Source organism: Pseudomonas sp. ASL7 (genome assembly GCF_056680375.1).
Genome location: NZ_CM155279.1, coordinates 4368078 through 4393225, shown reverse-complemented (window position 1 = coordinate 4393225; position 25148 = coordinate 4368078). Strand labels below are relative to the sequence as shown.

General features: G+C 60.4%; 22 protein-coding genes and 1 pseudogene. 19 read left to right on the top strand and 4 right to left on the bottom strand.

Going from position 1 to position 25148, the window contains the following annotated elements:
- The first annotated feature begins 15 nt into the window (after positions 1-15).
- From pilH to AC1MDT_RS20285, 5 genes are all read left to right on the top strand, one after another.
- A complete protein-coding gene (gene pilH / locus AC1MDT_RS20305) occupies positions 16-381 on the top strand; it encodes a twitching motility response regulator PilH (protein ID WP_071552979.1) in 366 nt (121 codons plus the stop codon).
- A 10-nt stretch (positions 382-391) separates the two neighbouring features.
- Positions 392-925 carry a chemotaxis protein CheW gene (locus AC1MDT_RS20300; RefSeq protein WP_480418669.1) on the top strand — a complete coding sequence of 178 codons (534 nt, stop codon included), beginning with the start codon at positions 392-394 and terminating at the stop codon, positions 923-925.
- A 215-nt stretch (positions 926-1140) separates the two neighbouring features.
- Complete coding sequence (locus tag AC1MDT_RS20295; protein WP_480418668.1) at positions 1141-3198, top strand: methyl-accepting chemotaxis protein; 2058 nt, start codon at positions 1141-1143, stop codon at positions 3196-3198.
- Positions 3199-3249: 51 nt separating this feature from the next.
- Positions 3250-9258, top strand: a complete 6009-nt coding sequence (locus AC1MDT_RS20290; protein ID WP_480418667.1) for an Hpt domain-containing protein — start codon at positions 3250-3252, stop codon at positions 9256-9258.
- Positions 9251-9706 carry a chemotaxis protein CheW gene (locus tag AC1MDT_RS20285; protein ID WP_480418666.1) on the top strand — a complete coding sequence of 152 codons (456 nt, stop codon included), beginning with the start codon at positions 9251-9253 and terminating at the stop codon, positions 9704-9706. Before AC1MDT_RS20290 ends, AC1MDT_RS20285 begins: the two co-directional genes overlap by 8 nt.
- A gap of 112 nt (positions 9707-9818) precedes the next feature.
- On the opposite strand, the pseudogene AC1MDT_RS20280 reads toward AC1MDT_RS20285, so the two are convergent.
- Positions 9819-10189: pseudogene (locus tag AC1MDT_RS20280) on the bottom strand (DUF6124 family protein).
- A 134-nt stretch (positions 10190-10323) separates the two neighbouring features.
- Between AC1MDT_RS20280 and AC1MDT_RS20275 the strand changes: the two are divergent.
- From AC1MDT_RS20275 to madM, 11 genes are all read left to right on the top strand, one after another.
- A complete protein-coding gene (locus AC1MDT_RS20275) occupies positions 10324-10953 on the top strand; it encodes a nucleotidyltransferase domain-containing protein (protein WP_480418665.1) in 630 nt (209 codons plus the stop codon).
- Positions 10916-11341 carry a hypothetical protein gene (locus AC1MDT_RS20270; protein ID WP_480418664.1) on the top strand — a complete coding sequence of 142 codons (426 nt, stop codon included), beginning with the start codon at positions 10916-10918 and terminating at the stop codon, positions 11339-11341. Before AC1MDT_RS20275 ends, AC1MDT_RS20270 begins: the two co-directional genes overlap by 38 nt.
- A 389-nt stretch (positions 11342-11730) precedes the next feature.
- Positions 11731-13401 (top strand): malonate decarboxylase subunit alpha, encoded by a 1671-nt coding sequence (gene mdcA / locus AC1MDT_RS20265; protein ID WP_480418663.1) that lies wholly within the window; start codon positions 11731-11733, stop codon positions 13399-13401.
- Complete coding sequence (locus AC1MDT_RS20260; protein ID WP_480418662.1) at positions 13401-14276, top strand: triphosphoribosyl-dephospho-CoA synthase; 876 nt, start codon at positions 13401-13403, stop codon at positions 14274-14276. Before mdcA ends, AC1MDT_RS20260 begins: the two co-directional genes overlap by 1 nt.
- Positions 14276-14575, top strand: coding sequence for a malonate decarboxylase subunit delta (locus AC1MDT_RS20255; protein ID WP_480418661.1), 300 nt, complete (start codon positions 14276-14278; stop codon positions 14573-14575). Before AC1MDT_RS20260 ends, AC1MDT_RS20255 begins: the two co-directional genes overlap by 1 nt.
- The gene (locus AC1MDT_RS20250) at positions 14568-15419 is read left to right on the top strand and encodes a biotin-independent malonate decarboxylase subunit beta (RefSeq protein ID WP_480418660.1); all 852 of its coding nucleotides are present in this window, start codon (positions 14568-14570) and stop codon (positions 15417-15419) included. The genes AC1MDT_RS20255 and AC1MDT_RS20250 overlap by 8 nt, the downstream gene beginning before the upstream one ends.
- Positions 15416-16219, top strand: a complete 804-nt coding sequence (gene mdcE, locus AC1MDT_RS20245; protein WP_480418659.1) for a biotin-independent malonate decarboxylase subunit gamma — start codon at positions 15416-15418, stop codon at positions 16217-16219. The genes AC1MDT_RS20250 and mdcE overlap by 4 nt, the downstream gene beginning before the upstream one ends.
- Positions 16213-16833, top strand: a complete 621-nt coding sequence (locus AC1MDT_RS20240; RefSeq protein ID WP_480418658.1) for a malonate decarboxylase holo-ACP synthase — start codon at positions 16213-16215, stop codon at positions 16831-16833. The genes mdcE and AC1MDT_RS20240 overlap by 7 nt, the downstream gene beginning before the upstream one ends.
- Positions 16830-17741, top strand: a complete 912-nt coding sequence (gene mdcH, locus AC1MDT_RS20235) for a malonate decarboxylase subunit epsilon (protein ID WP_480418657.1) — start codon at positions 16830-16832, stop codon at positions 17739-17741. Before AC1MDT_RS20240 ends, mdcH begins: the two co-directional genes overlap by 4 nt.
- Positions 17742-17806: 65 nt before the next feature.
- Positions 17807-18223, top strand: a complete 417-nt coding sequence (gene madL, locus AC1MDT_RS20230) for a malonate transporter subunit MadL (protein WP_480418656.1) — start codon at positions 17807-17809, stop codon at positions 18221-18223.
- Between the two features lies 1 nt (position 18224).
- Positions 18225-18989: a malonate transporter subunit MadM gene (gene madM, locus AC1MDT_RS20225; protein ID WP_480418655.1), complete on the top strand. Its 765-nt coding sequence runs from the start codon at positions 18225-18227 to the stop codon at positions 18987-18989.
- A 108-nt stretch (positions 18990-19097) separates the two neighbouring features.
- Here the strand turns inward: madM and AC1MDT_RS20220 are convergent, their stop codons facing one another.
- Positions 19098-20012, bottom strand: a complete 915-nt coding sequence (locus tag AC1MDT_RS20220) for a LysR family transcriptional regulator (protein ID WP_480418654.1) — start codon at positions 20010-20012, stop codon at positions 19098-19100.
- Between the two features lie 137 nt (positions 20013-20149).
- Here AC1MDT_RS20220 and trhA point away from each other — a divergent pair, with 137 nt between their 5' ends.
- Positions 20150-20767 carry a PAQR family membrane homeostasis protein TrhA gene (trhA, locus tag AC1MDT_RS20215; protein ID WP_480418653.1) on the top strand — a complete coding sequence of 206 codons (618 nt, stop codon included), beginning with the start codon at positions 20150-20152 and terminating at the stop codon, positions 20765-20767.
- Between the two features lie 114 nt (positions 20768-20881).
- Here the strand turns inward: trhA and AC1MDT_RS20210 are convergent, their stop codons facing one another.
- A complete protein-coding gene (locus AC1MDT_RS20210) occupies positions 20882-21601 on the bottom strand; it encodes a 16S rRNA (uracil(1498)-N(3))-methyltransferase (protein WP_480418652.1) in 720 nt (239 codons plus the stop codon).
- A gap of 143 nt (positions 21602-21744) precedes the next feature.
- A complete protein-coding gene (locus tag AC1MDT_RS20205) occupies positions 21745-23151 on the bottom strand; it encodes an adenosylmethionine--8-amino-7-oxononanoate transaminase (protein ID WP_480418651.1) in 1407 nt (468 codons plus the stop codon).
- Between the two features lie 580 nt (positions 23152-23731).
- Here AC1MDT_RS20205 and AC1MDT_RS20200 point away from each other — a divergent pair.
- Positions 23732-24283, top strand: a complete 552-nt coding sequence (locus tag AC1MDT_RS20200; protein WP_480418650.1) for a cytochrome b — start codon at positions 23732-23734, stop codon at positions 24281-24283.
- A gap of 32 nt (positions 24284-24315) precedes the next feature.
- The gene (locus AC1MDT_RS20195) at positions 24316-24909 is read left to right on the top strand and encodes a YceI family protein (protein ID WP_480418649.1); all 594 of its coding nucleotides are present in this window, start codon (positions 24316-24318) and stop codon (positions 24907-24909) included.
- The last annotated feature ends 239 nt before the right edge of the window (positions 24910-25148 follow it).

Genomic DNA, 25148 nt, shown 5'->3' with positions numbered 1-25148 from the left:
AGAATGGGGAAGACCATGGCACGTATCCTGATCGTCGATGATTCGCCGACTGAAATGTACAAACTGACCGGCATGCTCGAAAAGCACGGCCATGAAGTGTTGAAAGCCGAAAACGGCGCCGACGGCGTGGCACTGGCACGCCAGGAAAAACCCGATGCGGTGCTGATGGACATCGTCATGCCCGGCCTCAATGGTTTCCAGGCGACCCGTCAGCTGACCAAAGACCCGGAAACCGGGCACATCCCGGTGATCATCATCACCACCAAGGATCAGGAAACCGACAAGGTCTGGGGCACGCGCCAGGGCGCCAGGGACTACCTGACCAAGCCGGTCGATGAAGAAACCCTGATCAAAACCCTGAACAACGTGCTGGCCGGTTGATCATCCGGCCATGACCGAGTCGCTGACTGCCTTCGAACTGCTGCTGCAGATCGATCGACGCTGCCGTCTGCTGGCGGCGGATTTGCCGTCCCAGGCGACCCGGCAGGATAGCTGGAGCGGCATCGGCTTTCGTTTGGGCGAGCACTGGTACGTCGCGCCGATGGGCGAAGTCAGCGAAGTGTTGCACGAGCCGCGGTGCACGCAGTTGCCGGGGGTAAAACCCTGGGTCAAAGGTGTGGCCAATTTGCGCGGACGGTTGCTGCCGATCATGGATTTATGCGCATTCTTCGGGCATGAGCTCTCGACACTGCGCAAGCAGCGCCGGGTGTTGGTGGTGGAGCATCAAGACGTGTTTGCGGGGTTGATGGTCGATGAAGTCTTCGGCCTCCAGCACTTTGCGCAGGACAGCCTTTTACCGACAGAGACCTTGAGCGACCCGATTGCACCGTTCATCAAAGGCCGGTTTCAGTGCGAGCAGACCTGGCAGGTGTTCAGCCCGTTTGCGTTGGCGCAATCGCAGAGCTTTATGAATGCAGCGCTGTAAACGCGGACGCATTGCCTTATGTAGCAGCTGCCGAAGGCTGCGTTCGAGGGCGAAGCCCTCGCAATTAGAGTAGCGCGGTGTTTCAGATGTAACGCGACGTCAGGGTTTACGGCTGCTTCGCAGCCGGACGCAGGCTTCGCCAGCTGCTACAAGGGGATCGCGTAGCGCCGGTAGATTGGCGGCGATAGAGAATTCAGCTGCTCAGGCGAGGACCGATGATAAAAGCAAATACAGGCAATCCAGAAGGGTCGCGCAGCCGGTCCCAGATCATCGTGCTGTTCATCGCGCTGATCGTCTTCATCATGCTGCTGTTTGCCAACTTCGCTTACCTCAACACCCAGGCCACGTACGACAAACAGTACATCGGTCACGCCGGCGAGTTGCGCGTGCTGTCCCAGCGCATTGCCAAAAACGCCACCGAAGCCGCCGCCGGCAAGGCGGCGGCGTTCAAGTTGCTGAGCGAGGCGCGAAATGACTTCGCCCAGCGCTGGGGTTACCTGAAGAAGGGCGACCCCACCACCGGCCTGCCCCCCGCGCCATCCACCGTGCACCCGGAAATGCGCGCCGTTCAGCTGGACTGGGAACGCCTGCTGAAAAATACCGACGCCATCCTCTCCAGCGAACAGACTGTTTTGTCACTGCATCAAGTCGCCGCGACCCTGGCCGAAACCGTGCCGCAGTTGCAGGTTGAGTACGAAAAGGTCGTCGAAATCCTCCTGCAACGCGGTGCACCGGCCGCCCAGGTCGCGATGGCCCAGCGTCAGTCGCTGTTGGCCGAGCGCATCCTGGGGGCGGTGAACACCGTGTTGTCCGGCGACGAAAACTCGCAACAGGCCGCCGATGCGTTTGGTCGAGATGCCGCGCGTTTCGGCCAGGTGCTCAATGGCATGCTCCAGGGCAATCCGACACTGAAAATCAGCCAGGTCGAAGACCGCGATGCTCGCGCCCGTTTGACTGATATTGCCGAGATGTTCCAATTCGTTTCCGGCTCGGTGGATGAAATCCTCGAAACCTCGCCGGAGCTGTTCAAAGTCCGTGAATCGGCCAGCAACATTTTCACCCTGTCGCAAACCCTGCTCGACGAAGCCTCGCACCTGGCCACCGGTTTCGAAAACCTCGCTGGCGGGCGCAAGACCGACACCATTGGCGGCTACGTGCTGGGCTTGCTCGCACTGATGTCGATCATCCTCATCGGTCTGGTGATGGTTCGGGAAACCAACCGACAGCTGCGCGAAACCGCCGAGAAAAACGAGCGTAACCAGAACGCGATCATGCGCCTGCTCGACGAAATCGAAGACCTGGCGGATGGCGACCTGACCGTGACCGCCTCGGTGACCGAAGACTTCACCGGGACCATCGCCGATTCAATCAACTATTCCGTGGACCAATTGCGCGATCTGGTGGCGACCATCAACCTCACCGCCGGCCAGGTCGCGGCTGCCGTGCAGGAAACCCAGGCCACCGCCATGCACTTGGCGCAGGCCTCGGAACATCAGGCCCAACAGATCAGCGAAGCCTCCACTGCGATCAATGACATGGCCCAGTCCATTGACCAGGTCTCGGCCAACGCCGCTGAATCCTCAGCGGTGGCCGAACGCTCGGTGGAAATCGCCAACAAAGGCAATGAGGTGGTGCACAACACCATCCACGGCATGGATAACATCCGCGAGCAGATTCAGGACACTGCCAAGCGCATCAAGCGTCTGGGCGAGTCTTCTCAGGAAATCGGCGACATTGTCAGCCTGATCGATGACATTGCCGATCAAACCAACATCCTCGCGCTCAACGCGGCGATCCAGGCCTCGATGGCCGGTGACGCCGGGCGTGGTTTTGCGGTGGTGGCCGATGAAGTCCAGCGCTTGGCCGAGCGCTCGTCCGCCGCCACTCGGCAGATCGAAACCCTGGTGCGGGCGATTCAGACCGACACCAATGAAGCGGTGATTTCCATGGAGCAGACCACCACCGAAGTGGTGCGCGGCGCGCGTCTGGCGCAGGATGCCGGTGTGGCCCTGGAAGAAATCGAAGGCGTATCGAAGACACTGGCAGCGCTGATCCAGAGTATCTCCAACGCCGCCCAGCAGCAGACCTCTTCGGCCGGGCAGATTTCCCTGACGATGAACGTGATCCAGCAGATCACCTCGCAGACCTCGTCCGGTTCCACCGCCACCGCCGAGAGCATCGGCAACCTGGCGAAAATGGCCAGCCAGCTGCGGCGTTCGGTGTCTGGTTTCACCTTGCCGGCCGCCAAGGTGCAGACTGTGGATAAAGTGTGAAGCGCCCGGGGGCGCTTGCGAGTTTTGACTAGAGCGGTAACTGGAGTGGTTATGGGTGATCGGCACGACTATGTGGCCCTCGAGTGGGTCAAAGGCGAGATTGCCGAAACGCTGAAAGTTGCTCACCAGGCGATTGAAACGTTGCTTGATGACCCTCAGGCAACGCACGCCTTGAACGATTGCCTGGCGTGCGTCCATCAGGTTCACGGCAGTTTGCAGATGGTCGAATTCTACGGCGCGGCGTTGCTCGCCGAAGAGATAGAACGGTTGACGACGGCCTTGCAGCTGAACCGCGTGAGCCATCGCGATGAAGCGATTCATTTGTTGCTGCAAGCCCTTGGGCAATTACCGACCTATCTCGACCGAGTGCAGGGGGCCCGCCGTGATTTGCCGTTGGTGGTGCTGCCGCTGATCAACGATTTGCGTAGCGCCCGTGGTGAAAGCCTGTTATCTGAAACCAGCCTGTTCAGCCCGCTACTGCCGGACCTTGCACCGCTGGATGAAGAAGCGCTGGCGCTGCTGGAGCCGGCGGACTTACCCGGGGTGCTGCGCAAGTTGCGGCAGATGTTGCAAATGGCGCTGGTCGGTTTTCTGCGTGAGCAAGATAGCGACACCACGCTTGATTACCTGGCCAAGGTCTTCGCGCGCCTCGAAGGGCTGTGCGGCAGCGCACCGCTGAGTCCGTTGTGGCAAGTCGCCTCGGCGCTGGTCGAAGGCATGCGCGGCGGCTCGATCGCCAACAGCCCGGCGCTGCGCAGCCTGTTCAAGGACGCTGATAAAGAACTCAAGCGCCTGCTCGAACAGGGCATGGCCGGGATCAATCAGCCGGCACCACCCGAATTACTGAAAAGTTTGCTGTTTTATATTGCCAAGGCCGAACACCCCACCGGGCAGATGCTGACCATGAAAGATCGCTACGGACTGGATGACGCGTTGCCTGACAGCGCGATGGTTGATGAAGAACGGGCACGGCTCGCCGGCCCCGATCGCGACGCCATGCGCTCGGTGCTGGCCGCGCTGTGTGAAGAACTGGTGCGGGTCAAGGAGCGCCTGGACCTGTTTGTGCGCAGCGACCGTCAGCATACGTCCGACCTCGACAACCTGCTGGCCCCCCTGCGCCAAATCGCCGACACCTTGGCGGTGCTGGGTTTCGGCCAGCCGCGCAAGGTTATTATCGATCAGTTGGCGGTGGTCCTGAGCCTCGCCCAGGGCCAGCGCGAACCCAATGACGCGATCTTGATGGACGTCGCCGGTGCCTTGCTCTACGTCGAAGCGACGCTGGCCGGCATGGTCGGCACCGTGGAGCCGGAAAGCCAGGAAGACAGCCGCCTGCCCACCACCGATCTGACGCAGATTCATCAGATCGTGATTCGCGAGGCGCGGATCTGCCTGCAACAGGCCAAGGACATGATCGTCGACTACATCGACGCCGATTGGGATCGCCAGCATTTGCAGCCGTTGCCTGCGTTGCTGACCCAAGTGCGCGGTGCGCTGGCGATGATTCCGTTGAGCCGGGCGGCGAGCCTGATCGAGACGTGCAACCACTTCATCCGCGAGCATCTGCTGCTGGACCCGGACCAGCCCGGTTGGCAGGAGTTGGACAGTCTGGCCGACGTTATCACCAGCATCGAATATTACCTGGAGCGCCTTAGCGACGACCCGCAAGCCCCGGGCGAGCAGCTGCTCGATGTTGCGGAAAAAAGCCTGGCCGCACTCGGGTTTTTCCCCAGCGAGCTGCAGGTGCCGGTCCTTGAGGATGTGCTCAGCCCGAGTGAAGCGCAGGTGATGCAGGACCGTCAGGAACTGGACGACCCGCAGATCGTCCAGACCCTGGCCGATGTGCTGGCCAGCCCCGTGTCTGCGCTTAACCCGCCAGCAATGGACACGCCGGGCAGCCTGTTGCCGCCCCCGTCGGGCGAGGAGCCGGTGGACGATGAACTGCGCGAAGTCTTCCTCGAAGAAACCGGCGAAGTCCTGGACGTCCTCCGCGAATACCTGCCGCGATGGTCGGCCAGCCCCGACAATAAATCAGCCTTGAGTGAATTGCGCCGGGCCTTCCACACGCTTAAAGGCAGTGGCCGGATGGTGCGTGCACTGGTACTGGCCGAGTTGGCGTGGGCCGTAGAAAACCTGCTCAACCGAGTGCTGGAACACAGTGTTCAACCGGGGCCGTTGGTGCAACAACTGGTGGCCGATGCGCTGAACCTGCTACCGGAACTGGTGGCTGAATTCGCCGCCAATGCCCAGCGCCAGCGCAACGAGGTCGACCAATTGGCGGCCCGTGCGCATGCCTTGGCCAAGGGGGATACGCCTGTCTGCGATGAAGATACGCAGGACGTCGCCGCCCTTGATCCGCTGTTGCTGGAGATCTTCGGCAAAGAAGCCGAAACCCACCTCGCCAGCCTGAACCGCTTCCTCGACCAGGCCGCCGAGCATGCTCCGCTGCAGGCCAGCGATGAGCTGCAACGGGCGTTGCATACACTCAAGGGCAGCGCCTTCATGGCCGGCGTATTGCCGATCGCCGAGCTGGCAACGCCGCTGGACCAACTCGCCCGCGAGTACAAGGCGCACCTGATGCCGCTGGACCTGGACGAAGTTGAGCTGCTGCTCGAAGCCGAAGGCTTGTTCCGCCTCGGACTGCGACAACTCAAGACTGAGCCGCTGGCGCAGATTCCGGGCGCCGGTTCGTTGATCGAGCGCACCCGGACGTTGCTCGCCGAACGTCTGGAAACCCTCTTGAGCGCGCCGAACACCGGGTTGCGGATCAAGCGCGATCCGCAGCTGATCAATAACTTCCTCGCCCAAGGCATGGACATCCTGCTGGACGCGGAAAATCTGTTGCAACGTTGGCAGCAACATCCCGGCGAACGCCAGGAACTCAGCGCGCTGCTGGACGAATTGACCACCCTCGGCGAAGGCGCGCACCTGGCTGATCTACATCCGGTGGACGCGCTCTGCGAAGCCTTGCTCGACCTGTATGGCGCGGTGGAAGAAAGCAGCCTGGCGGTCAGCGAGGCGTTTTTCCATGAGGCGCAAAGCGCCCATGAAGCGCTGATCAACATGCTCGACGAACTGGCCGCCGGCCAGGAAATCACCCCGCAACCGGAACGGGTCCGGGCCTTGCGCGACTTGCTCGATGCCAGCCTCGATCCTTCTGCCATGGGGCTGATTCGCAGCGATGGTAGCCGCACCCTGAGCATTCGCGAGTTGGGCAGCGCAACCGCCGAACTTGTGGGAGCGAGCCTGCTCGCGAAGGACGTTAACGATGAAGCATTGTCATTGGAAAAACGCGGCGCCTGTGAGCCCATCGTCGGAACGCCGCCCGGAGACGAGCTCGCTCCTACAGGGGAGCGCGCCGTCGAGCTCGATGATGAGATCGTTTCGATCTTCCTCGAAGAAGCGGTGGATATCCTCGAAGGCGCTGGCCAGGCCTTGCAGCGCTGGCTGAACGACCCTGATAACGCCGCGCCGCTGTCGTCCTTGCAGCGAGATTTACACACCCTCAAGGGCGGCGCGCGGATGGCGGAGGTTGAGCCGGTTGCCAATCTGGCCCAAGAGCTGGAAAACCTTTATGAGGGGCTGGTGGATCGACGTTACAACCACGGTCAAGCGCTGGCGCAGCTGCTGCAACAGAGCCATGGCCGGCTGGCGGTATTCCTTGAGCGGTTGCAGTACAACCAGCCTTTGGGCAATCCAGATGATTTGATCGAGGCCATTCGTGCGTTTCGTCAGGGCAATGTCGGCAGTGCCGATGTGATCGAGCCAAAGGCCAGTAACGACTCGCCGGCTCACGATCCAGAGTTACTGGAAATCTTCCTCGAAGAAGGTTTTGACATCATCGAAACCTCCGGCGCGGCGCTGCTGCGTTGGCAGGCCGAGCCTTCGAATCGTCAGGAAGTGGAAACCCTGCTGCGCGACTTGCACACCCTCAAGGGTGGCGCGCGGATGGTCGAAATCGTCCCGATTGGCGATCTCGCCCATGAGCTGGAGTTTCTGTACGAAGGCCTGTCCGCTGGCGTGCTGCAACCGACGGCCGCGCTCTTCTCGTTGCTGCAACGTAGCCACGACCGATTGGCGCAAATGCTCGATGCCGCGCGTGCCGGGCAGCCATTGCCGCCGGCCGATCGGCTGATTGATGTGATCAAGAATTTCAGGCATCCGGCCGTGCTGGAAACGCCGGTGGTGATGCCCGCCGCTCCAAAATCCGAGGCACCCGCCCTGCAAGCGGAAGCGGGCGCCGACATGGTCAAGGTCTCGGCAGAATTGCTCGATGATCTGGTCAACCTGGCCGGCGAAACCTCGATTTTTCGGGGTCGCATCGAGCAAGAGGTCAACGATGCTCGCATGGCCCTGAACGAGATGGAAACCACCATCGAGCGCATACGCGATCAGTTGCGCCGCCTCGATACTGAAACCCAGGGGCGGATTCTCAGCCGCCAGCAAGTCGATGCCGAACGCCTGGGCTACGAAGAATTCGATCCGCTGGAAATGGACCGTCACTCGCAATTGCAGCAATTGTCGCGGGCACTGTTCGAGTCGGCCTCCGACCTGCTCGACCTCAAGGAAACCCTCGATCGGCGCAATCAGGACGCGGAAAACCTGCTGCAACAACAGGGTCGCATCAACACTGAATTGCAGGAAGGCCTGATGCGTACGCGCATGGTGCCCTTCGAACGGATGCTGCCGCGCTTGAAACGTATCGTCCGTCAGGTGGCCAGCGAACTGGGCAAGGACGTTGAGTTTATCGTCGGCAACGCCGAAGGCGAGATGGACCGCAACGTCCTCGAACGCATGGCGGCACCGTTGGAACACATGCTGCGTAATGCTGTCGACCATGGCCTGGAGTCCGCCGAGGTGCGTATCGCGGCGGGTAAACCGGCTCAAGGCCGGATCACGCTCGACTTGTCCCGCGAGGGCGGCGACATCATTTTCGACATTCGCGACGACGGTGCCGGGGTGCCGCTGGAGGCCGTGCGGCGCAAGGCGATCAAGCGTGGCATGCTCGGTGCGAACAGCGAAATCAGCGACCACGATGTGCTGCAATTCATCCTGCAGCCGGGGTTCTCAACCGCCGAGAAAATTACCCAGATCTCCGGTCGTGGCGTGGGTATGGACGTGGTTCACGAAGAGGTCCGGCAACTGGGCGGCACCATGAGCATCGACTCGACACCGGGGCAGGGCGTGCACTTCCGGATTCGCCTGCCGTTCACCGTGTCCGTCAATCGGGCGCTGATGGTGCAGTGCGGGGAGGATCAGTACGCGATCCCGCTGAACACCATCGAGGGCATTGTTCGCGTGTTACCCAACGAACTCGAAGGGCATTACCGGCTCGATCCACCGACCTACAAATACGCCGGGCAACGCTACGAGCTGTGCTACCTCGGCGAATTGCTGAAAACCAGCGCCCGTCCAAAACTGTTGGGCCAGAGCCTGCCGCTGCCGGTGTTGCTGGTCCAATGCAATGAGCGGCGAATCGCTGTGCAGGTCGATGCCATGGCCGGCACTCGCGAGATTGTGGTCAAAAGCCTCGGGCCGCAATTCGCGGCGGTGCAGGGCTTGTCCGGTGCGACGATCCTGGGGGACGGCCGGGTGGTGTTGATTCTCGATTTGCTCGCGCCGATCCGCGCCATGCAGGCGCATGTGCCGCAGCGGACGTTGGGCCAGGACGCGGAAGTCGAGCCGCATAAGCCATTGCTGGTGCTGGTGGTCGACGACTCGGTGACGGTACGCAAGGTCACCAGCCGTTTACTCGAACGCCACGGCATGAACGTGCTGACCGCCAAGGATGGGGTCGACGCCATGCTGCTGCTCGAAGAGCACCTGCCGGACATCATGCTGCTGGACATCGAAATGCCGCGCATGGACGGCTTCGAAGTGGCCACCCAGGTGCGCAACGATGAACGATTGCAGCACCTGCCGATCATCATGATCACTTCCCGTACCGGGCAGAAACACCGTGATCGCGCCATGGCCATCGGCGTCAACGACTACCTCGGCAAGCCATACCAGGAATCGGTGCTGCTCGAAAGCATCGCCCTGTGGAGCAAAACCCATGCTTGAGCATCGCACCAGCAACCTCACCGGCCTGCTGCTGCCCTTGGCTGACCGCACTCTGATTTTGCCCAACGTCGCGGTTGCGGAGCTGATCGACTATCAGCCGGGAGCTTTCGATCTCGATACGCCGCCGTGGTATCTGGGGCGAGTGAGCTGGCGAGAGCGGCAGATTCCGCTGCTCAGTTTTGAGTCGGCGTGTGGCCATAAAGTCGTCATGGGTGAACGGGCGCGGATCGTGATTCTCAATGCGCTGGGTGGGCGGCCGGCGCTGAAGTTCATTGCGCTGCTGGTGCAGGGGATTCCACGGTCTTGCAAGCTCGACAGTCAGTTGAGTTATGTCGATGTGCCGCTGTGCGCGCTGGAACAGGCGGCGGTGCAGGTGGGGGAGCAAGTGGCGAAGGTGCCGGATTTGTTGGCGCTGGAGGAGTTACTTGTGAGTGCTGGGTTGGTCTGACTGGCCCCATCGCGAGCAAGCTCGCTCCCACAGGGTTTGTGTACGCCGCAGATCCAATGTGGGAGCGAGCTTGCTCGCGATGGCGGCCTTCAATTCACCACGGACCTAACGGCTAAACCTTGGCCTGAGCCAACGCCTCATGATGATCCAGCGCCCGCTCCACCAACAACTGCACGCCATCCGCCATTCGGCTGAGCGCCAAGGCTACCGAGCGGCGTGGCCTTCCACATCGTCCGCCAGATCGGCCGCAATGGCACTGATGGACAGCAGGTCTTCAGAGGCATTGGCCAGAAGGGCTTCGGTTCCGATATCGGGGGCGACGGTGAAGAGCTGGAATTTGCGGGGGTTGGCTGGTTTTTCGTCAGCCGGGGGGAAGTAGTGGGCGAAGGCGCGGTCGGCGGCTTCTTTGAATTTCTCGGCTTCGAAGGATGCTTCGGAATCGGTGTCAGCGTGATCTGCTGGGTTAGGCGTTTCCTTGGACATAATGAGTTTCCGCTTACAGATTGGAGTTGGTCCATTCGTTATGAATGGCGGTTCGGCTGGCGAAGGTGTCCAAAGGTTGAAGATTCCCAAAAAGGGACCTATCGTTCCCTTTTTGGGACTCATTGGTTGTCACTGTGAAAAACCTTTCCCTCAGCGAAGCCTTGTTCACGACCACTCAGCAAAGAGTGTTGGGATTGTTGTTCGGCAAACCCGACCAAAGTTTTTACGCCAACGAGATCGCCCGCTGGGCTCAAGTCGGTAAAGGCAGCCTCATGCGCGAGCTGGATCGGTTGCAGCAAGCAGGCGTGCTAACCCTGACCCGGCAGGGCAACCAGACCCACTATCAAGCCAATCCACAATGCCCGATCTATGCCGAACTGTTGGGCATCGCCCGTAAAACCTTTGGTATTGCCGAGCCTCTACGTCAGGCGCTCCAACCCTTTGCCGAACAGATCACCTGGGCATTTGTGTACGGCTCTATTGCCAAGGATCAGGCAAACGCATCCAGTGACATTGATCTCATGCTGATCGGCGAAGGCCTGCACTACAGTGAAGTGATGGAGCGGCTTATGCCTCTGGAGGAGCAATTAGGCCGCGTCCTCAACCCGACGCTCTACACCCCCGACGACTGGGCCGCAAAACTGGCGGCTGAAAACAGTTTTGTCGTGCGAGTAGCGCAGCAGGACAAGATCAATCTGATGGGAGAAAACCCTTTGGAGTCCAAGGATGGGCAGCAACGAGAATCTGGAAAACCTGTTACGTAGCGGTGGACTGAAAGCCGAGCCGCCGGATCGCAAGGAATGCGCAGGGCTGATGCGTTCGGCTGTGGATCGATTGAAAGATGCGCAAAACTCTTCGCTTTCCTTCGCGAGTCGTTTCGATCTGGCTTACAACGCTGCCCATTCCCTTGCACTGACCGCTCTTCGCTTGTGTGGCTACCGTTCAGACAAGCGCTATCTGGTGTTCCAGTGCCTGGTTCATACGGCTGATATTGGCAAAGTACAGGTTCGGTTATTCGCCCTGTGTCATGAGCGACGTAACCTGGCGGAGTACGAAGGCTATATGGATGAAGATCAGGGGTTGTTGGCGCAGTTATTGGAAAGCACTGCGCAGCTTCTTATTCGGGTGCAGCAGCAGATGACCGGGCTGTAATACTCCATCATTGAAAACTGCGGGGGATTGTTCGGGCCCCATCGCGAGCAAGCTCGCTCCCACAAGGTTTTGTGTACGCCACAGATCCAATGTGGGAGCGAGCTTGCTCGCGATGGCGCCAGGAGCGTCGGCGAGGATCGGGTGCAGCTGACCGGGCTGTAGTGTTCCGTCATTGAAACAGCGGTGATTGTCTGGCCCCTTCGCGAGCAGGCTCGCTCCCACAGGGTTTTGTGTGCGCCACAGATCCAATGTGGGAGCGAGCCTGCTCGCGAAGACGTCGGTACTGGCAACCATTACCCTGACCGTAACGATCCAACGCTCTGCTTGATTGATGCCCCCCACCCAACACTCCTAAGGTGACCCCACGACAGCGAACCCGTGGAGTGGTCATGACAACAACAATATCCCCCGACTCGCGATGGACGCGGCGGCGCAGCGAAAAGCAGCGGCGTCTGGCGTTGGTCAAGGGCCTGGCCGACGGTGTGGTGTTGCCCACCGACAAGATCGTGGCGGCGCTGGAGGCGTTGATCCTGCCCGGCGACCGAGTGGTGCTGGAGGGTAACAACCAGAAGCAGGCGGATTTCCTCTCCCGCTCATTGCTCAAGGCTGACCCGGCGAAGCTGCATGACCTGCACATGATCATGCCCAGCGTCGGCCGAGCCGAGCATCTGGATCTGTTCGAACGCGGCATCGCCCGCAAGCTCGACTTCTCCTTCGCCGGCGCCCAGAGCCTGCGCATCAGCCAATTGCTGGAAGATGGTGTGCTGGAAATCGGCGCGATTCACACCTACATCGAGCTTTATGCGCGGCTGGTGGTCGACCTGATTCCCAACGTCGTGCTTTCGGCCGGTTTCATGGCTGACCGCGCCGGCAACATCTACACCGGGCCCAGCACCGAAGACACCCCGGCGTTGATTGAACCGGCCGCTTTCAGCGACGGCATCGTCATCGTCCAGGTCAATCAACTGGTGGACGACGTCAGCGAACTGCCCCGCGTCGACATCCCCGCATCCTGGGTCGATTTTGTGGTGGTGGCGGACAAGCCGTTCTATATCGAACCGCTGTTCACCCGCGACCCACGGCACATCAAACCCGTCCATGTCCTCATGGCAATGATGGCGATCCGCGGGATCTACGAAAAACACAACGTTCAGTCGCTGAATCACGGCATTGGTTTCAACACCGCGGCCATCGAACTGATCCTGCCGACCTACGGTGAATCCCTCGGGCTCAAAGGCAAAATCTGCCGCAACTGGACACTCAATCCTCATCCAACCCTGATTCCGGCCATTGAAAGCGGTTGGGTCGAAAGCGTGCATTGCTTCGGCACCGAACTGGGGATGGAAAACTACATCGCCGCGCGGCCTGACGTGTTCTTCAACGGCCGCGACGGCTCCCTGCGGTCCAACCGGATGTTCAGCCAACTGGCCGGGCAATACGCCGTAGACCTGTTTATCGGCGCCACCCTGCAAGTCGATGGCGATGGCCATTCCTCCACCGTGACCCGCGGCCGCCTGGCTGGTTTTGGTGGTGCGCCGAACATGGGCCACGACCCGCGGGGACGTCGCCACAGTACGCCGGCCTGGCTCGACATGCGTCACGACGATGCTCCTGAGCCGATGCTCGAACGCGGCAAAAAACTGGTGGTGCAAATGGTCGAGACCTTCCAGGAGGGCGGTAAACCGACCTTCGTCGAAACCCTCGATGCGATCGACGTGGCGAAGAAAAGCGGCATGCCGCTGGCGCCGATCATGATCTACGGCGACGACGTCACCCACCTGCTGACCGAAGAAGGCATCGCCTATTTGTACAAGGCCCGTTCGCTGGAAGAGCGCCAAGCCATGATCGCCGCCGTCGCAGGCGTGACCGTCATCGGCCTGCGGCATAACCCGAAAGACACCGCGCGCATGCGCCGTGAAGGCTTGATCGCCTTGCCCGAAGACCTCGGCATCCGCCGCACCGACGCCACCCGTGAGTTGCTCGCCGCCAAAAGCGTGGCCGACCTGGTCGAGTGGTCCGGTGGCCTCTACAACCCGCCCGCCAAGTTCAGGAGCTGGTAATGCACGCCTTTAACCTGCAACCGAAAACCTTAACGCTGGCTGAACGGCTGGCGGACCTGGCGGTAGACGCGCTGATCGACGAAGCGGACCTGTCGCCGAAACCGGCATTGGTCGACCGTCGTGGCAATGGCGCGCACACCGATTTGCACCTGGGGCTGATGCACGCTTCGGCGCTGTCGTTGTGGTCGGCGTTCAAGGGCATGGCGGAAGCGGCCATTGCGTTCGGCGAAGTCGGTGTGCCGCTGCGAGAAGCCGTTGGGCGCATTGGCCGGGAAGGGGAGCAAGACATGCTCGCCACCACCGGTGGAGTGAACACACACCGTGGCGCAATTTGGGCCTTGGGCCTGTTGGTGGCCGCTGTCGCGCTGGAGCCTGAATCTGTTGCCGTAAGCGCTATCACGTTGCGCGCCGCGCGCCTGGCGTTGCTTGATGACCGCTACGCGCCGCGTCCACTCAGCCATGGCGCCCTGGTCGCGCAACGTTACGGCGCACGCGGTGCCCGTGAAGAAGCGCAGCTCGGTTTCCCGGCGGTGATTCAACGTGCGCTGCCACAACTCAAACGTAGCCGCGCTGCCGGTCATGGCGAGCAGAACGCCCGGCTCGATGCCTTGCTGGCGGTGATGACCCAACTGGCCGACACCTGCGTGCTCTACCGCGCCGGTGAACACGGCCTGCAAACGATGCAACTGGGCGCCCGAGCGGTGCTCGATGCGGGTGGCAGCGCCAGCCTCGCCGGTCGCCGTCGTTTGCACGAGCTGGACCAACAATTAATTGCGTTGAATGCCTCGCCCGGCGGTGCTGCGGATTTGCTCGCCGCCTGCCTGTTCATCGACCGTGTCGAGTCGGCTGACGGCATCATCCAGGGAGCGTTTTGATGGAAACTTTATCCTTTGAATTCCCCGCCGGGCAGCCACCACTCGGTCGCATGCTGGTGGGTTGTGTCGGCTCGGGCGATCTGGAAGTGATGATTGAACCGGGCGTGGCCGGCAAGCTGACCATCAATGTGCAGACCTCGGTCAACGGCGCCGAACAACGCTGGCAGCATTTGTTTGCGCGGATGTTCGACGGCCAGACGCCGCCCGCGATGGTGATCGATATCCATGACTTCGGCGCGACGCCGGGTGTGGTGCGCTTGCGTCTGGAACAGGGCTTTGAGGAGATCGGCCATGACTGATAGCGCAGCGTTGTTGCACAAGCACAGTTTCGTCGAACTCGGCGCCCGGCAACGAGCAAGAGCCCTGCTCGACGCCGGTACTTTCCGCGAATTGCTCGACCCGTTTCAACGCATCATGTCGCCATGGCTCTCACGCCAAGGCGTGGTGCCGCAAGCCGATGACGGTGTGGTCATCGCCAAAGGCAGCATCAAAGGCTTGCCCGTGGTGATCGCCGCCATCGAAGGCGCGTTCCAGGGCGGCAGCCTCGGTGAAGTCGGCGGAGCGAAGATTGCCGGCGCACTCGAGCTGGCCGCTGAAGACAACCGTAACGGCATTCCAACCCGCGCCGTGTTGCTACTGGAAACTGGCGGCGTGCGCTTGCAGGAAGCCAACCTGGGGCTGGCGGCGATTGCCGATATTCATGCGGCGATTGTCGATCTGCGCCAATACCAGCCCGTCGTGGGTGTGGTGGCCGGCAGCGTGGGGTGCTTTGGCGGGATGTCGATTGCCGCTGGGTTGTGCAGTTATTTGCTGGTGACCCAGGAAGCGCGACTTGGCCTGAACGGCCCGCAAGTGATCGAACAGGAAGCCGGCCTTGAGGAATACGACTCCCGCGACCGGCCTTTCATCTGGAGCCTGACCGGTGGCGAGCAACGTTTCGCCACTGGTTTGGTGGACCGATACGTCGCCGACGATGTGGCGCAGATTCAGCAGCAGGTCAGCGAATTGCTCCACTTGGGTTTGCCGGCGCAACAACGCAGCCGTCAGGCCGATCTGTTTCTGCAACGGCTGGCCCGCCTGGATGCCGAGCCGCAAATCGACCCGGCGACGGTTCGCGATCTGTATCAAGGAGAGCGCTCATGAGTTCGTATTCCCTGAGAGGTTTGGACTGGTTCAACGCCTTGAGTGCGGGCGCGAAGCCGGTTGATGGCTTGCCTGCTTCGCTGAAGGTGGCCGACGGCGTGTTGGGTGACCAGCCTGTTCGGTTCATCGCGGTGGTGGCCGACCCCGACAACCGTTTCGTCCGCGCTCGCAACGGCGAGGTCGGTTTGTTGGAAGGCTGGGGGTTGGCCAAGGCTGTGGATGAAGTCATCGCTGCGGATAACGATAAGCCGCACAAACGGGCCTTGATCGCTATCGTCGACGTACCCAGTCAGGCTTATGGTCGACGCGAAGAAGCCCTCGGCATTCATCAGGCATTGGCCGGTGCGGCGGACAGTTATGCCCGCGCCCGACTGGCCGGCCACGCGGTGATTGGTTTGCTGGTGGGCAAGGCGATGTCCGGGGCATTTCTGGCGCATGGTTATCAGGCCAACCGATTGATTGCCCTGCGCGATCCGGGGGTGATGGTGCATGCGATGGGCAAGGTGTCAGCGGCGAGGGTGACCTTGCGCAGTATCGAAGAGCTCGAAGCATTGGCGGCCAGCGTGCCGCCGATGGCGTATGACATCGAAAGCTACGCGAGCCTCGGTTTGCTCTGGGAAACCCTGTCGGTGGAACAGATTGAGCAGCCGACGGCGGGCGACGTGGCGCGGGTGACTGAATGCCTGAATCAGGCGATTAATGATGTAGCCGCAAGCGGTCGCGATTTGGGCAGCCGCCTGGGCGCGAGCAATCGTGCGGCGTCCAGCAAGGTTCGCCAACTATTGAGAGCGCAGTGGTGAACACGTTTCTGGCCCACGACCTGCTCTGGGGGATGACGCTGGAGCAGTTGCCGACGGACGCGCCTGCGTGGGTGATCGCGTCGATCAGCGCGGGTCAGCCGGTGGTGGTTCGGCGTGCGTTGAGTGCGCCGGGCTACGTTGCGGTCGGGGTGCGTGGGCAGTTGCGTGAACAGCGTTATGCCGCACTGATGTCGCTCGCTTCGATTTCGCGTCGCGTCACACCGGAAGAACTGTGTCAGGTCCCGATCGATCGGGACTTGCCAGCGGTGCACGCCCTCCATCAACTGCGGCCGATGCTCAATGTCAGCGGTTGGACGTGGGGAGTCAGCGGCAGTGCCGGGTTTGAATTGGCCAGCGGTGTTCAGGCCTTGCACGAGGGCAGCGATCTCGATCTGATTTTACGCACGCCACAACCGCTGGATCGGTCGCTGGCGCAGGGATTGGCGAAGGCGCTCGAGGCGGCGGGGTGCCAAGTGGACATGCAGTTACAGACGCCGTTTGGCGCCGTGGCGCTGCGCGAATGGGCCAGCCCTGCACATCGGGTGTTACTGAAAAATGCCACTCAAGCCTGCCTGGTCATTGATCCGTGGAACCCGCAGGAGCACGCAGCGTGAGCAGTCTGCTGGTGTTCCCCGGCCAAGGCGCGCAGCAGCCGGGCATGCTCCATCGTTTGCCTCGCGAGATGTTGATCGAGGCGAGTGATGTCCTCGGGGAAGACGCTTTACGGCTGGATTCTGCCGAGGCGTTGAAGTCGACACGGGCGGTTCAGCTCTGTTTGTTGATTGCCGGTGTGGCGGCTTCACGCCAGTTATCCATGGCGCCGGATTACGTCGCGGGATTGTCCATCGGTGCCTATCCGGCGGCGGTGGTTGCGGGCGCCTTGAGCTTCCGCGACGCGCTGCATCTGGTCAGCCTGCGCGGTGAGTTGATGCAGCAGGCTTATCCACAGGGCTACGGCATGACCGCGATCATTGGCCTGGAGCTGGCGGTGGTAGAGGGATTGCTGGCGCAGGTTCACAGCATCGACACACCGGTTTACCTGGCCAACATCAATGCCGATAACCAGCTGGTGATCGCCGGAAGCGACGGAGCGATGAAAGCGGTTGCCGAGTTGGCGAAAAGTCGTGGCGCCGGTCTGGCAAAACGCTTGGCGGTCAGTGTGCCGTCGCATTGTCCTTTGTTGGAGTCGCCTGCCAAATCCCTGGCTGAAGCTTTCAATTCCGTGCAGTTGAACACGCCAACACTGGGTTACCTGAGCGGCAGTCGTGCCCGGCCCATCATTAACACTGAAGCCTTGCGTGACGACCTGGCCTTCAACATGTGCCGCATCGTCGATTGGCGCGGCACCGTGCAAAGCGCTTACGAGCGCGGCGTACGTCTACACATCGAACTGCCACCCGGTGCGGTGCTGACCGGGCTGGCGCGCCGGGTGTTCGAGCAGGGCACCGTGATTGCCTTTGACGGTGCGCGAATCGATACCTTGCAGGCGCTGTTGCGTGAGGAGGGAAGCCGCCAATCCTAGACCCGCGACTCAGGCCTTCGAACAACAAAAACAACATTCGACGATGCACTTTGAGGACTACGACAATGATTATTTACGGTGTGGCGCTGTTGGCGATTTGTACGCTGGCAGGGGTGATCATGGGTGACGCTCTTGGCGTGTTGCTGGGTGTGAAATCGAACGTTGGCGGCGTCGGGATCGCGATGATCCTGCTGATCTGCGCGCGGTTGTGGATGCAAAAGCGTGGCGGCATGACCAAGGATTGCGAGATGGGCGTCGGCTTCTGGGGCGCCATGTACATTCCGGTCGTGGTCGCGATGGCCGCGCAACAGAACGTTGTGACCGCGCTGCACGGCGGACCGGTGGCGGTGCTGGCGGCGATGGGTTCAGTGGTGATTTGCGGCTGCACCATTGCCTTGATCAGCCGGACCCACAAAGGCGAGCCGTTGCCCGATGAGCCGACGGAAACTACGCCGGTCGTCACGCCAGCAGGAGGCCGCTGATATGTGGGATCTCATCGAGAAAGGTCTGGTCAATAACAGCCTGGTCACCGCGTTCGCCTTCGTCGGCGTGATCATGTGGGTGTCGGTGGTGATGTCCAAACGCCTGACGTTCGGACGGATTCACGGCTCGGCGATTGCCATCGTCATCGGGTTGGTTTTGGCCTGGGTCGGCGGGACCATGACCGGCGGGCAAAAAGGCCTGGCGGATTTGTCGCTATTTTCCGGTATCGGGTTGATGGGCGGCGCGATGCTGCGTGACTTCGCCATCGTCGCCACGGCGTTTGAGGTACAAGCCAGCGAAGCGAAAAAGGCCGGGCTGATTGGTGTGATCGCGCTGCTGCTGGGCACGACTCTGCCGTTCATTGTAGGGGCGAGTATTGCGTGGGCGTTTGGTTATCGGGATGCAGTGAGCATGACCACGATCGGCGCGGGCGCGGTGACTTACATCGTCGGGCCGGTGACTGGCGCGGCGATTGGTGCCAGTTCCGATGTGGTGGCGTTGTCGATTGCCACCGGTTTGATCAAGGCGATTTTTGTGATGGTGGGCACACCGATGGCGGCGCGCTGGATGGGGCTGGATAACCCACGTTCGGCGATGGTGTTTGGCGGGCTGGCCGGAACGGTGAGTGGTGTGACGGCCGGGTTGGCGGCGACGGATCGGCGGTTGGTGCCTTATGGCGCGTTGACCGCGACGTTCCATACCGGGCTTGGGTGCTTGCTTGGGCCATCGTTGTTGTACTTCATTGTTCGCGGGATTGTGGGGTAGACGGAAATTGATTCGCCTGTTCTGACGCCATCGCGAGCAAGCTCGCTCCCACAGGTACAGCGGCGTCCTTGTGGGAGCGAGCTTGCTCGCGATGGGGGCGCCGCGGTCTCAGGCTTGCCGATGGGCATACATCCGACACTCCGCCAGCAACGCCAGCAAGTTCGGATCCCGCTCCTTGGCCTTCAAGAACACCACCCCAATGTGCTGCTGCAACCGGTACCGCTCCTGCAACGGAATCAGCTTCACCCGGTTCTCATACACCGCCGCAATTCTGCCGGGTAGCAACGCATAACCCACGCCCGAGCTGACCATGCTCAGCAGGGTGAAGATGTCGTTGACCTGCATGGCCACCTTTGGCTCGAACCCCGCCTGCTTGAACACCCGATTGCCGTCCTGGTGCGTGGCGAAGCCTTGAGTCAGGGTGATAAACGTCTCATCGCGCACTTCAGCCAGATCAACTTCAGTGCGTTGGGCAAAGCTCGAATCCGCCGGGGTCGCCAGAAAGATGTCATCGGAAAACAGTGGAATCTGCTCGCAATCCGGGTCGTTTACGCTGTCGTCCAGAGACACCAGGATCGCATCGACTTCCATGTTCTTGAGCTTGTAGAACAGGTCGAAATTCGACCCCAGGATCAGGTCGATATTGAGCTCGCTGCGGCGGATCTTCAGGCCCATGATCAGCTGCGGTACGGTCTTCACCGTCAGTGAATACAGCGAGCCCAGCTTGAAGCGTTCAGCCGAGAACCCGGCCGCTTCACGCGTCAGGCGCACAGTTTCGACCACGTCCTGAATCAGCTTCTGCGCCCGCTCTTCCAGCACATAAGCGCTCTCCAGTGGAGTCAGGTTGCGGCCTTCGTGTTTGAACAGCGGGCAACGCAGGGCGCTCTCCAGAGAGTGGATAGCGCGGTGCACGCTGACGTTGCTGGTCTGCAACTCGGCGGCGGCCCGGGCCAGATTGCCGGTGCGCATGAAGGCCAGGAACACCTCGAGCTTTTTCAGGGTCAACTCTTCGTCGATCAACATGGGCCGGACTCTTATTCGAATGGCTCGATTGTGCACGTATGTGGGTTCTTGTAGGAGTTGTGTTCTGAAACATTGCGCTTTTACGCTTGAGGCCTGAGCCTTGCGCACTGTTGTGTTGGATTTTGAGGGAGCAGCACATGTATCACGGGGAAAGATTGAACGCCTGGACGCATTTGGTCGGGGCAGTGGCGGCATGCGTCGGGGTGGTCTGGATGCTGGTGACCGCCAGTATCGACGGCAGTCCGTGGAAAATCGTCAGCGTGGCGATTTACGGTTTTACCTTGCTGGTGTTGTACAGCGCGTCGACCGTTTACCACAGCGTGCGCGGGCGCAAAAAAGCGATCATGCAGAAGGTTGATCACTTTTCGATCTACTTGTTGATTGCCGGCAGCTATACGCCATTCTGCCTGGTGACGTTGCGCGGGCCGTGGGGCTGGAGTTTGTTCGGGATTGTCTGGGGGCTGGCGCTGATCGGTATCCTGCAAGAGATCAAGCCGCGTTCGGAAGCGCGAATTCTGTCGATCGTGATCTACGCGGTGATGGGCTGGATCGTGTTGGTGGCGGTCAAGCCGTTACTGGCGGCCTTGGGCAGCACCGGGTTTGCCTGGCTGGCGTCGGGCGGGGTGTTGTACACCGTCGGCATCATCTTTTTTGCCCTCGATCATCGCCTGCGGCATGCGCACGGGATCTGGCATTTGTTCGTGATTGCCGGGAGTTTGCTGCACTTTGTGGCGATTATGTTTTATGTCCTCTAGACCGCGTAACGGCCATCGCGAGCAAGCTCGCTCCCACAAGGGATTTGTGGTGACTCACAAATCTTCAGCAACATGCCGATCTAATGTGGGAGCGAGCTTGCTCGCGATAGGGCCCTAAAAGTCACCCCAAAGCTGTTGGGCCACAGCCAACGCCACTACCGGCGCAGTCTCTGTGCGCAACACCCGAGGACCGAGGCGGGCGGCATGGAAACCGTTAGCCTTGGCCTGATCAACCTCTGCATCCGACAACCCACCCTCAGGCCCAATCAGAAACGCCAATGTCGCCGGTTTCGCATGACCCACCAACGGCTCCGCCACCGGATGCAGCACCAGCTTCAATTCTGCTTGAGTCTGCTTCAGCCAGTCCGCCAACAGCAGCGGCGGATGAATCACCGGCACGCGTGAACGCCCGCATTGCTCGCACGCGCTGATCGCCACCTGACGCCAGTGCATCAAGCGTTTGTCGGCCCGCTCATCCTTCAGCCGTACTTCGCAGCGATCGCTGAAGATCGGGGTGATTTCAGTGGCGCCCAGTTCGGTGGCTTTCTGAATCGCCCAGTCCATCCGCTCGCCGCGGGACAGGCCTTGGCCCAGATGGATTGCAAGTGGCGACTCGACCTGGCCGGCAAAGCTTTCATCGATCTGCACCACAACGCGCTTCTTGCCGACTTCCACCAGCGTGGCGCTGAACTCATGGCCCGAGCCGTCGAACAGCTGCAACGCGTCGCCCTCGGCCATGCGCAGCACGCGGCTGATGTAATGGGCCTGGGCCTCGGGCAACTCGTGTTCGCCGGTGCTCAAGGGAGCGTCGATAAAGAAGCGGGACAGTCTCATGCGGGGTCTCTGTAATTCATGTGAAGGTCATGGCGACGTCTTCGCGAGCAAGCTCGCTCCCACAGGGAACTCGGTCAACTGTGGGAGCGAGCTTGCTCGCGAAGACGTCAGCCCTGATACCAAGAAAGCTCAAGTGAAATCAATCAGCCCGGATCACGGAAGCCCGGATGGAAGTCCTTCGGTACCGACACACTGACGCTGTCACGGGTCGCGATGTCGATGCCTTCGCTGGCCACTTCGGCCAGAAAGTCGATCTGCTCCGGGGTGATTACGTACGGCGGCAGGAAATACACGACGCTGCCCAACGGACGAAGTAAAGCACCTCGCTCCAACGCATGCTGGAATACCTTCAGGCCACGACGTTCCTGCCACGGATACGCTTCTTTGGTGGCCTTGTCCTTGACCATCTCGATGGCCAGCACCATGCCGGTCTGACGGACTTCCGACACGTTTGGATGATCCACCAGATGCGCGGTGGCGCTGGCCATGCGCTGAGCCAGGGCCTTGTTGTTCTCGATGACGTTGTCTTCTTCGAAGATATCCAGCGTCGCCAGTGCCGCCGCGCAGGCCAGCGGATTGCCGGTGTAGCTGTGCGAGTGCAGGAAGGCGCGCAGGGTCGGGTAGTCGTCGTAGAACGCGCTGTAGACATCGTCGGTCGTCACGCACGCCGCCAGCGGCAAGTAACCGCCAGTCAGCGCCTTGGACAGGCAGAGGAAGTCCGGGCGGATGCCGGCCTGTTCGCAGGCGAACATCGTGCCGGTGCGGCCGAAGCCGACAGCGATCTCGTCATGAATCAGGTGCACGCCGTAGCGGTCGCACGCTTCACGCAGCAGTTTCAGATACACCGGATGATACATGCGCATGCCGCCAGCGCCCTGGATCAACGGCTCGACGATCACTGCCGCGACAGTGTCGTGGTGCTCGGCCAGGGTCTGTTCCATGGCGGCGAACATATGGCGCGAATGGTCTTCCCAGCTCATGCCTTCGGGGCGCAGGTAGCAATCGGGACTGGGCACCTTGATGGTGTCCAGTAGCAGCGCCTTGTAGGTTTCAGTGAACAGCGGCACGTCGCCCACCGACATCGCCGCCATGGTTTCGCCGTGGTAGCTGTTGGTCAGGGTGACAAAGCGCTTCTTGTTCGGCTGGCCGCGATTGAGCCAGTAGTGGAAGCTCATTTTCAGCGCGACTTCGATGCAGGACGAGCCGTTATCGGCGTAGAAGCATCGAGTCAGGCCTTCCGGCGTCATTTTTACCAGGCGTTCGGACAGTTCGATCACCGGCTGATGGCTGAAGCCGGCCAGGATCACGTGCTCCAACTGATCGACCTGATCCTTGATGCGCTGGTTAATTCGCGGGTTGGCATGACCGAACACATTGACCCACCAGGAGCTGACGGCATCAAGGTAGCGTTTACCTTCGAAGTCTTCCAGCCACACCCCTTCACCGCGCTTGATCGGGATCAACGGCAGCTGTTCGTGGTCTTTCATCTGGGTGCAGGGATGCCACAACACCGCGAGATCGCGTTCCATCCACTGTTTATTCAGGCCCATTTTCTGTCTCCTCGAGGCTACCCGCGATGCAGGCGGGCAAACAATCGCGCAAGCCTATGCAATGCATCGCGCGGGGACAACCCATTGCGTCAATTGAGGTACTTTGTATAGGTCGATAGAGGTTGCTGCCGGGTGTCTGAAGCTTGACGTATCCTTCGCGGTTCTTTGAGTCGTCTGACTCGTAAAGCTGCTATTTCCTCATGTATTTCCGGAGTTTGCTGAATGTCTGCTGGTTGGCAGCGCACCTGTGCGCTGGTGATGTTGGGCTGAAACCGGCGGCCAAACCGGCGGCGACTACTGAGACCACTGCTCAGTAACGTTCAGGCGTAAAAAGCGCGGCTCAAGGGCCGCGCTTTTCTTGCCGGAAAAAAACCTGAGCAGAAAATCGAATAAACCTTTCGATACAGGTGTTCTTTGGTTTGTATTCACTTTTTTTCACAATTTGGCGCCTTTAATCTTTCCTTAACTCACCTGATTCAGACTTTTTATCGTATTTCTCGATATTTCAAAGCGAAATTTTCCGCTTTAATTCGATAGATAAATCGATAGTCTTGGGCCAGCACTCACAGGGATCTAGGCAATGCAGCTACGTAACTCTACCGCCCGCTACGGCTGGGTCAGCATCTTCCTGCACTGGGGCGTGGCGCTGGCAGTGTTCGGTTTGTTCGCGCTGGGCCTGTGGATGGTCGGACTCGGCTACTACGACCCGTGGCGCAAGGCTGGACCGGATATCCACAAGAGCATCGGGCTGATCCTGCTGGCGGTCATGGTGCTGCGTGTGCTGTGGCGCTTCATCAGCCCACCGCCACCGACACTGCAAAGCTACAGCCGCATGACGCGCCTCGGCGCCAAGTTCGGCCATGGCTTTCTTTATCTCAATCTGTTCGCTGTGATGATTGCCGGTTACCTGATTTCCACCGCAGAAGGTGTCGGGATTCCGGTGTTTGACTGGTTTGAAGTGCCTGCGCTGATTTCCGGACTACCGGACCAGGCAGATACCGCCGGTGCGATTCATCTCTACCTGGCGTGGGTACTGGTTATTTTTTCCGGCCTCCATGCGTTGGCAGCATTGAAGCACCACTTTATCGATCGTGATGTGACCCTGACACGAATGCTGGGTCGCAAAGCCTGACGTTCAAATTTGACTCACTAGGAATACAAAGCATGTTGAAAAAGACTCTCGCCGCTCTGGCAATCGGTTCCGCGCTGCTGTCCGCTAACGTGATGGCTGCCGATTACACCGTCGACAAACAGGGCCAGCACGCCTTCGTCAACTTCAAGATCAGCCACTTGGGCTACAGCTTCATCACCGGGACCTTCAAGGACATCGACGGCAAGTTCAGCTTCGATGCGGCCAAGCCTGAAGACAGCAAGATCGAGTTCAATGTGCACACCGCCAGCGTGTTCACCAACAACGCTGAGCGCGACAAGCACATCTCCAGCAAAGACTTCCTGGACGTGGGCAAATTCGCCGATGCCAAGTTCGTCTCCACCAGCGTCAAATCCACCGGCAAAAACGCCGCTGGCAAAGACACTGCCGACGTGACCGGCGACCTGACTATCCATGGCGTGACCAAGCCAGTCGTGGTCAAGGCCACTTTCCTGGGTGAAGGCAAGGATCCATGGGGCGGCTACCGTGCCGGCTTCGAGGGCACTACCAGCATCAAACGTTCTGATTTCGGCACGATGATGGACCTGGGGCCACAGTCCGATGTTGTTGATCTGTACATTACGTTTGAAGGTGTCAAAGCGAAGTAACTTTCGCGCCTGACACAAAAAACGCCCCTGATCTCGCGATCCGGGGCGTTTTTTATTGCCAGACAAATCTACTGTTGTAGGAGCGAGCTCGCTCGCGATGGACGTTAACGATAACGCGCGCTTTCTGGATAAACGCGTTGCCCTCTGCTTTTTCGCGAGCAAGCTCGCTCCTACAGGGGGTTTCGTCAGCCATAAAAAATGCCCCGGATCTTGCGATCAGGGGCATTTTTGATGACTTC

Excerpts from the sequence above, each read along its gene's own strand:
- mdcA (WP_480418663.1), top strand. The coding sequence starts at position 11,731 with ATGACAACAACAATATCCCCCGACTCGCGATGGACGCGGCGGCGCAGC.
- AC1MDT_RS20210 (WP_480418652.1), bottom strand. The coding sequence starts at position 21,601 with ATGAGACTGTCCCGCTTCTTTATCGACGCTCCCTTGAGCACCGGCGAA.
- madL (WP_480418656.1), top strand. The coding sequence starts at position 17,807 with ATGATTATTTACGGTGTGGCGCTGTTGGCGATTTGTACGCTGGCAGGG.
- AC1MDT_RS20270 (WP_480418664.1), top strand. The coding sequence starts at position 10,916 with ATGGGCAGCAACGAGAATCTGGAAAACCTGTTACGTAGCGGTGGACTG.
- AC1MDT_RS20220 (WP_480418654.1), bottom strand. The coding sequence starts at position 20,012 with ATGTTGATCGACGAAGAGTTGACCCTGAAAAAGCTCGAGGTGTTCCTG.
- trhA (WP_480418653.1), top strand. The coding sequence starts at position 20,150 with ATGTATCACGGGGAAAGATTGAACGCCTGGACGCATTTGGTCGGGGCA.
- pilH (WP_071552979.1), top strand. The coding sequence starts at position 16 with ATGGCACGTATCCTGATCGTCGATGATTCGCCGACTGAAATGTACAAA.
- AC1MDT_RS20195 (WP_480418649.1), top strand. The coding sequence starts at position 24,316 with ATGTTGAAAAAGACTCTCGCCGCTCTGGCAATCGGTTCCGCGCTGCTG.
- AC1MDT_RS20290 (WP_480418667.1), top strand. The coding sequence starts at position 3,250 with ATGGGTGATCGGCACGACTATGTGGCCCTCGAGTGGGTCAAAGGCGAG.
- AC1MDT_RS20260 (WP_480418662.1), top strand. The coding sequence starts at position 13,401 with ATGCACGCCTTTAACCTGCAACCGAAAACCTTAACGCTGGCTGAACGG.
- mdcE (WP_480418659.1), top strand. The coding sequence starts at position 15,416 with ATGAGTTCGTATTCCCTGAGAGGTTTGGACTGGTTCAACGCCTTGAGT.
- AC1MDT_RS20295 (WP_480418668.1), top strand. The coding sequence starts at position 1,141 with ATGATAAAAGCAAATACAGGCAATCCAGAAGGGTCGCGCAGCCGGTCC.
- AC1MDT_RS20205 (WP_480418651.1), bottom strand. The coding sequence starts at position 23,151 with ATGGGCCTGAATAAACAGTGGATGGAACGCGATCTCGCGGTGTTGTGG.
- AC1MDT_RS20250 (WP_480418660.1), top strand. The coding sequence starts at position 14,568 with ATGACTGATAGCGCAGCGTTGTTGCACAAGCACAGTTTCGTCGAACTC.
- AC1MDT_RS20300 (WP_480418669.1), top strand. The coding sequence starts at position 392 with ATGACCGAGTCGCTGACTGCCTTCGAACTGCTGCTGCAGATCGATCGA.
- AC1MDT_RS20200 (WP_480418650.1), top strand. The coding sequence starts at position 23,732 with ATGCAGCTACGTAACTCTACCGCCCGCTACGGCTGGGTCAGCATCTTC.
- madM (WP_480418655.1), top strand. The coding sequence starts at position 18,225 with ATGTGGGATCTCATCGAGAAAGGTCTGGTCAATAACAGCCTGGTCACC.
- AC1MDT_RS20255 (WP_480418661.1), top strand. The coding sequence starts at position 14,276 with ATGGAAACTTTATCCTTTGAATTCCCCGCCGGGCAGCCACCACTCGGT.
- AC1MDT_RS20285 (WP_480418666.1), top strand. The coding sequence starts at position 9,251 with ATGCTTGAGCATCGCACCAGCAACCTCACCGGCCTGCTGCTGCCCTTG.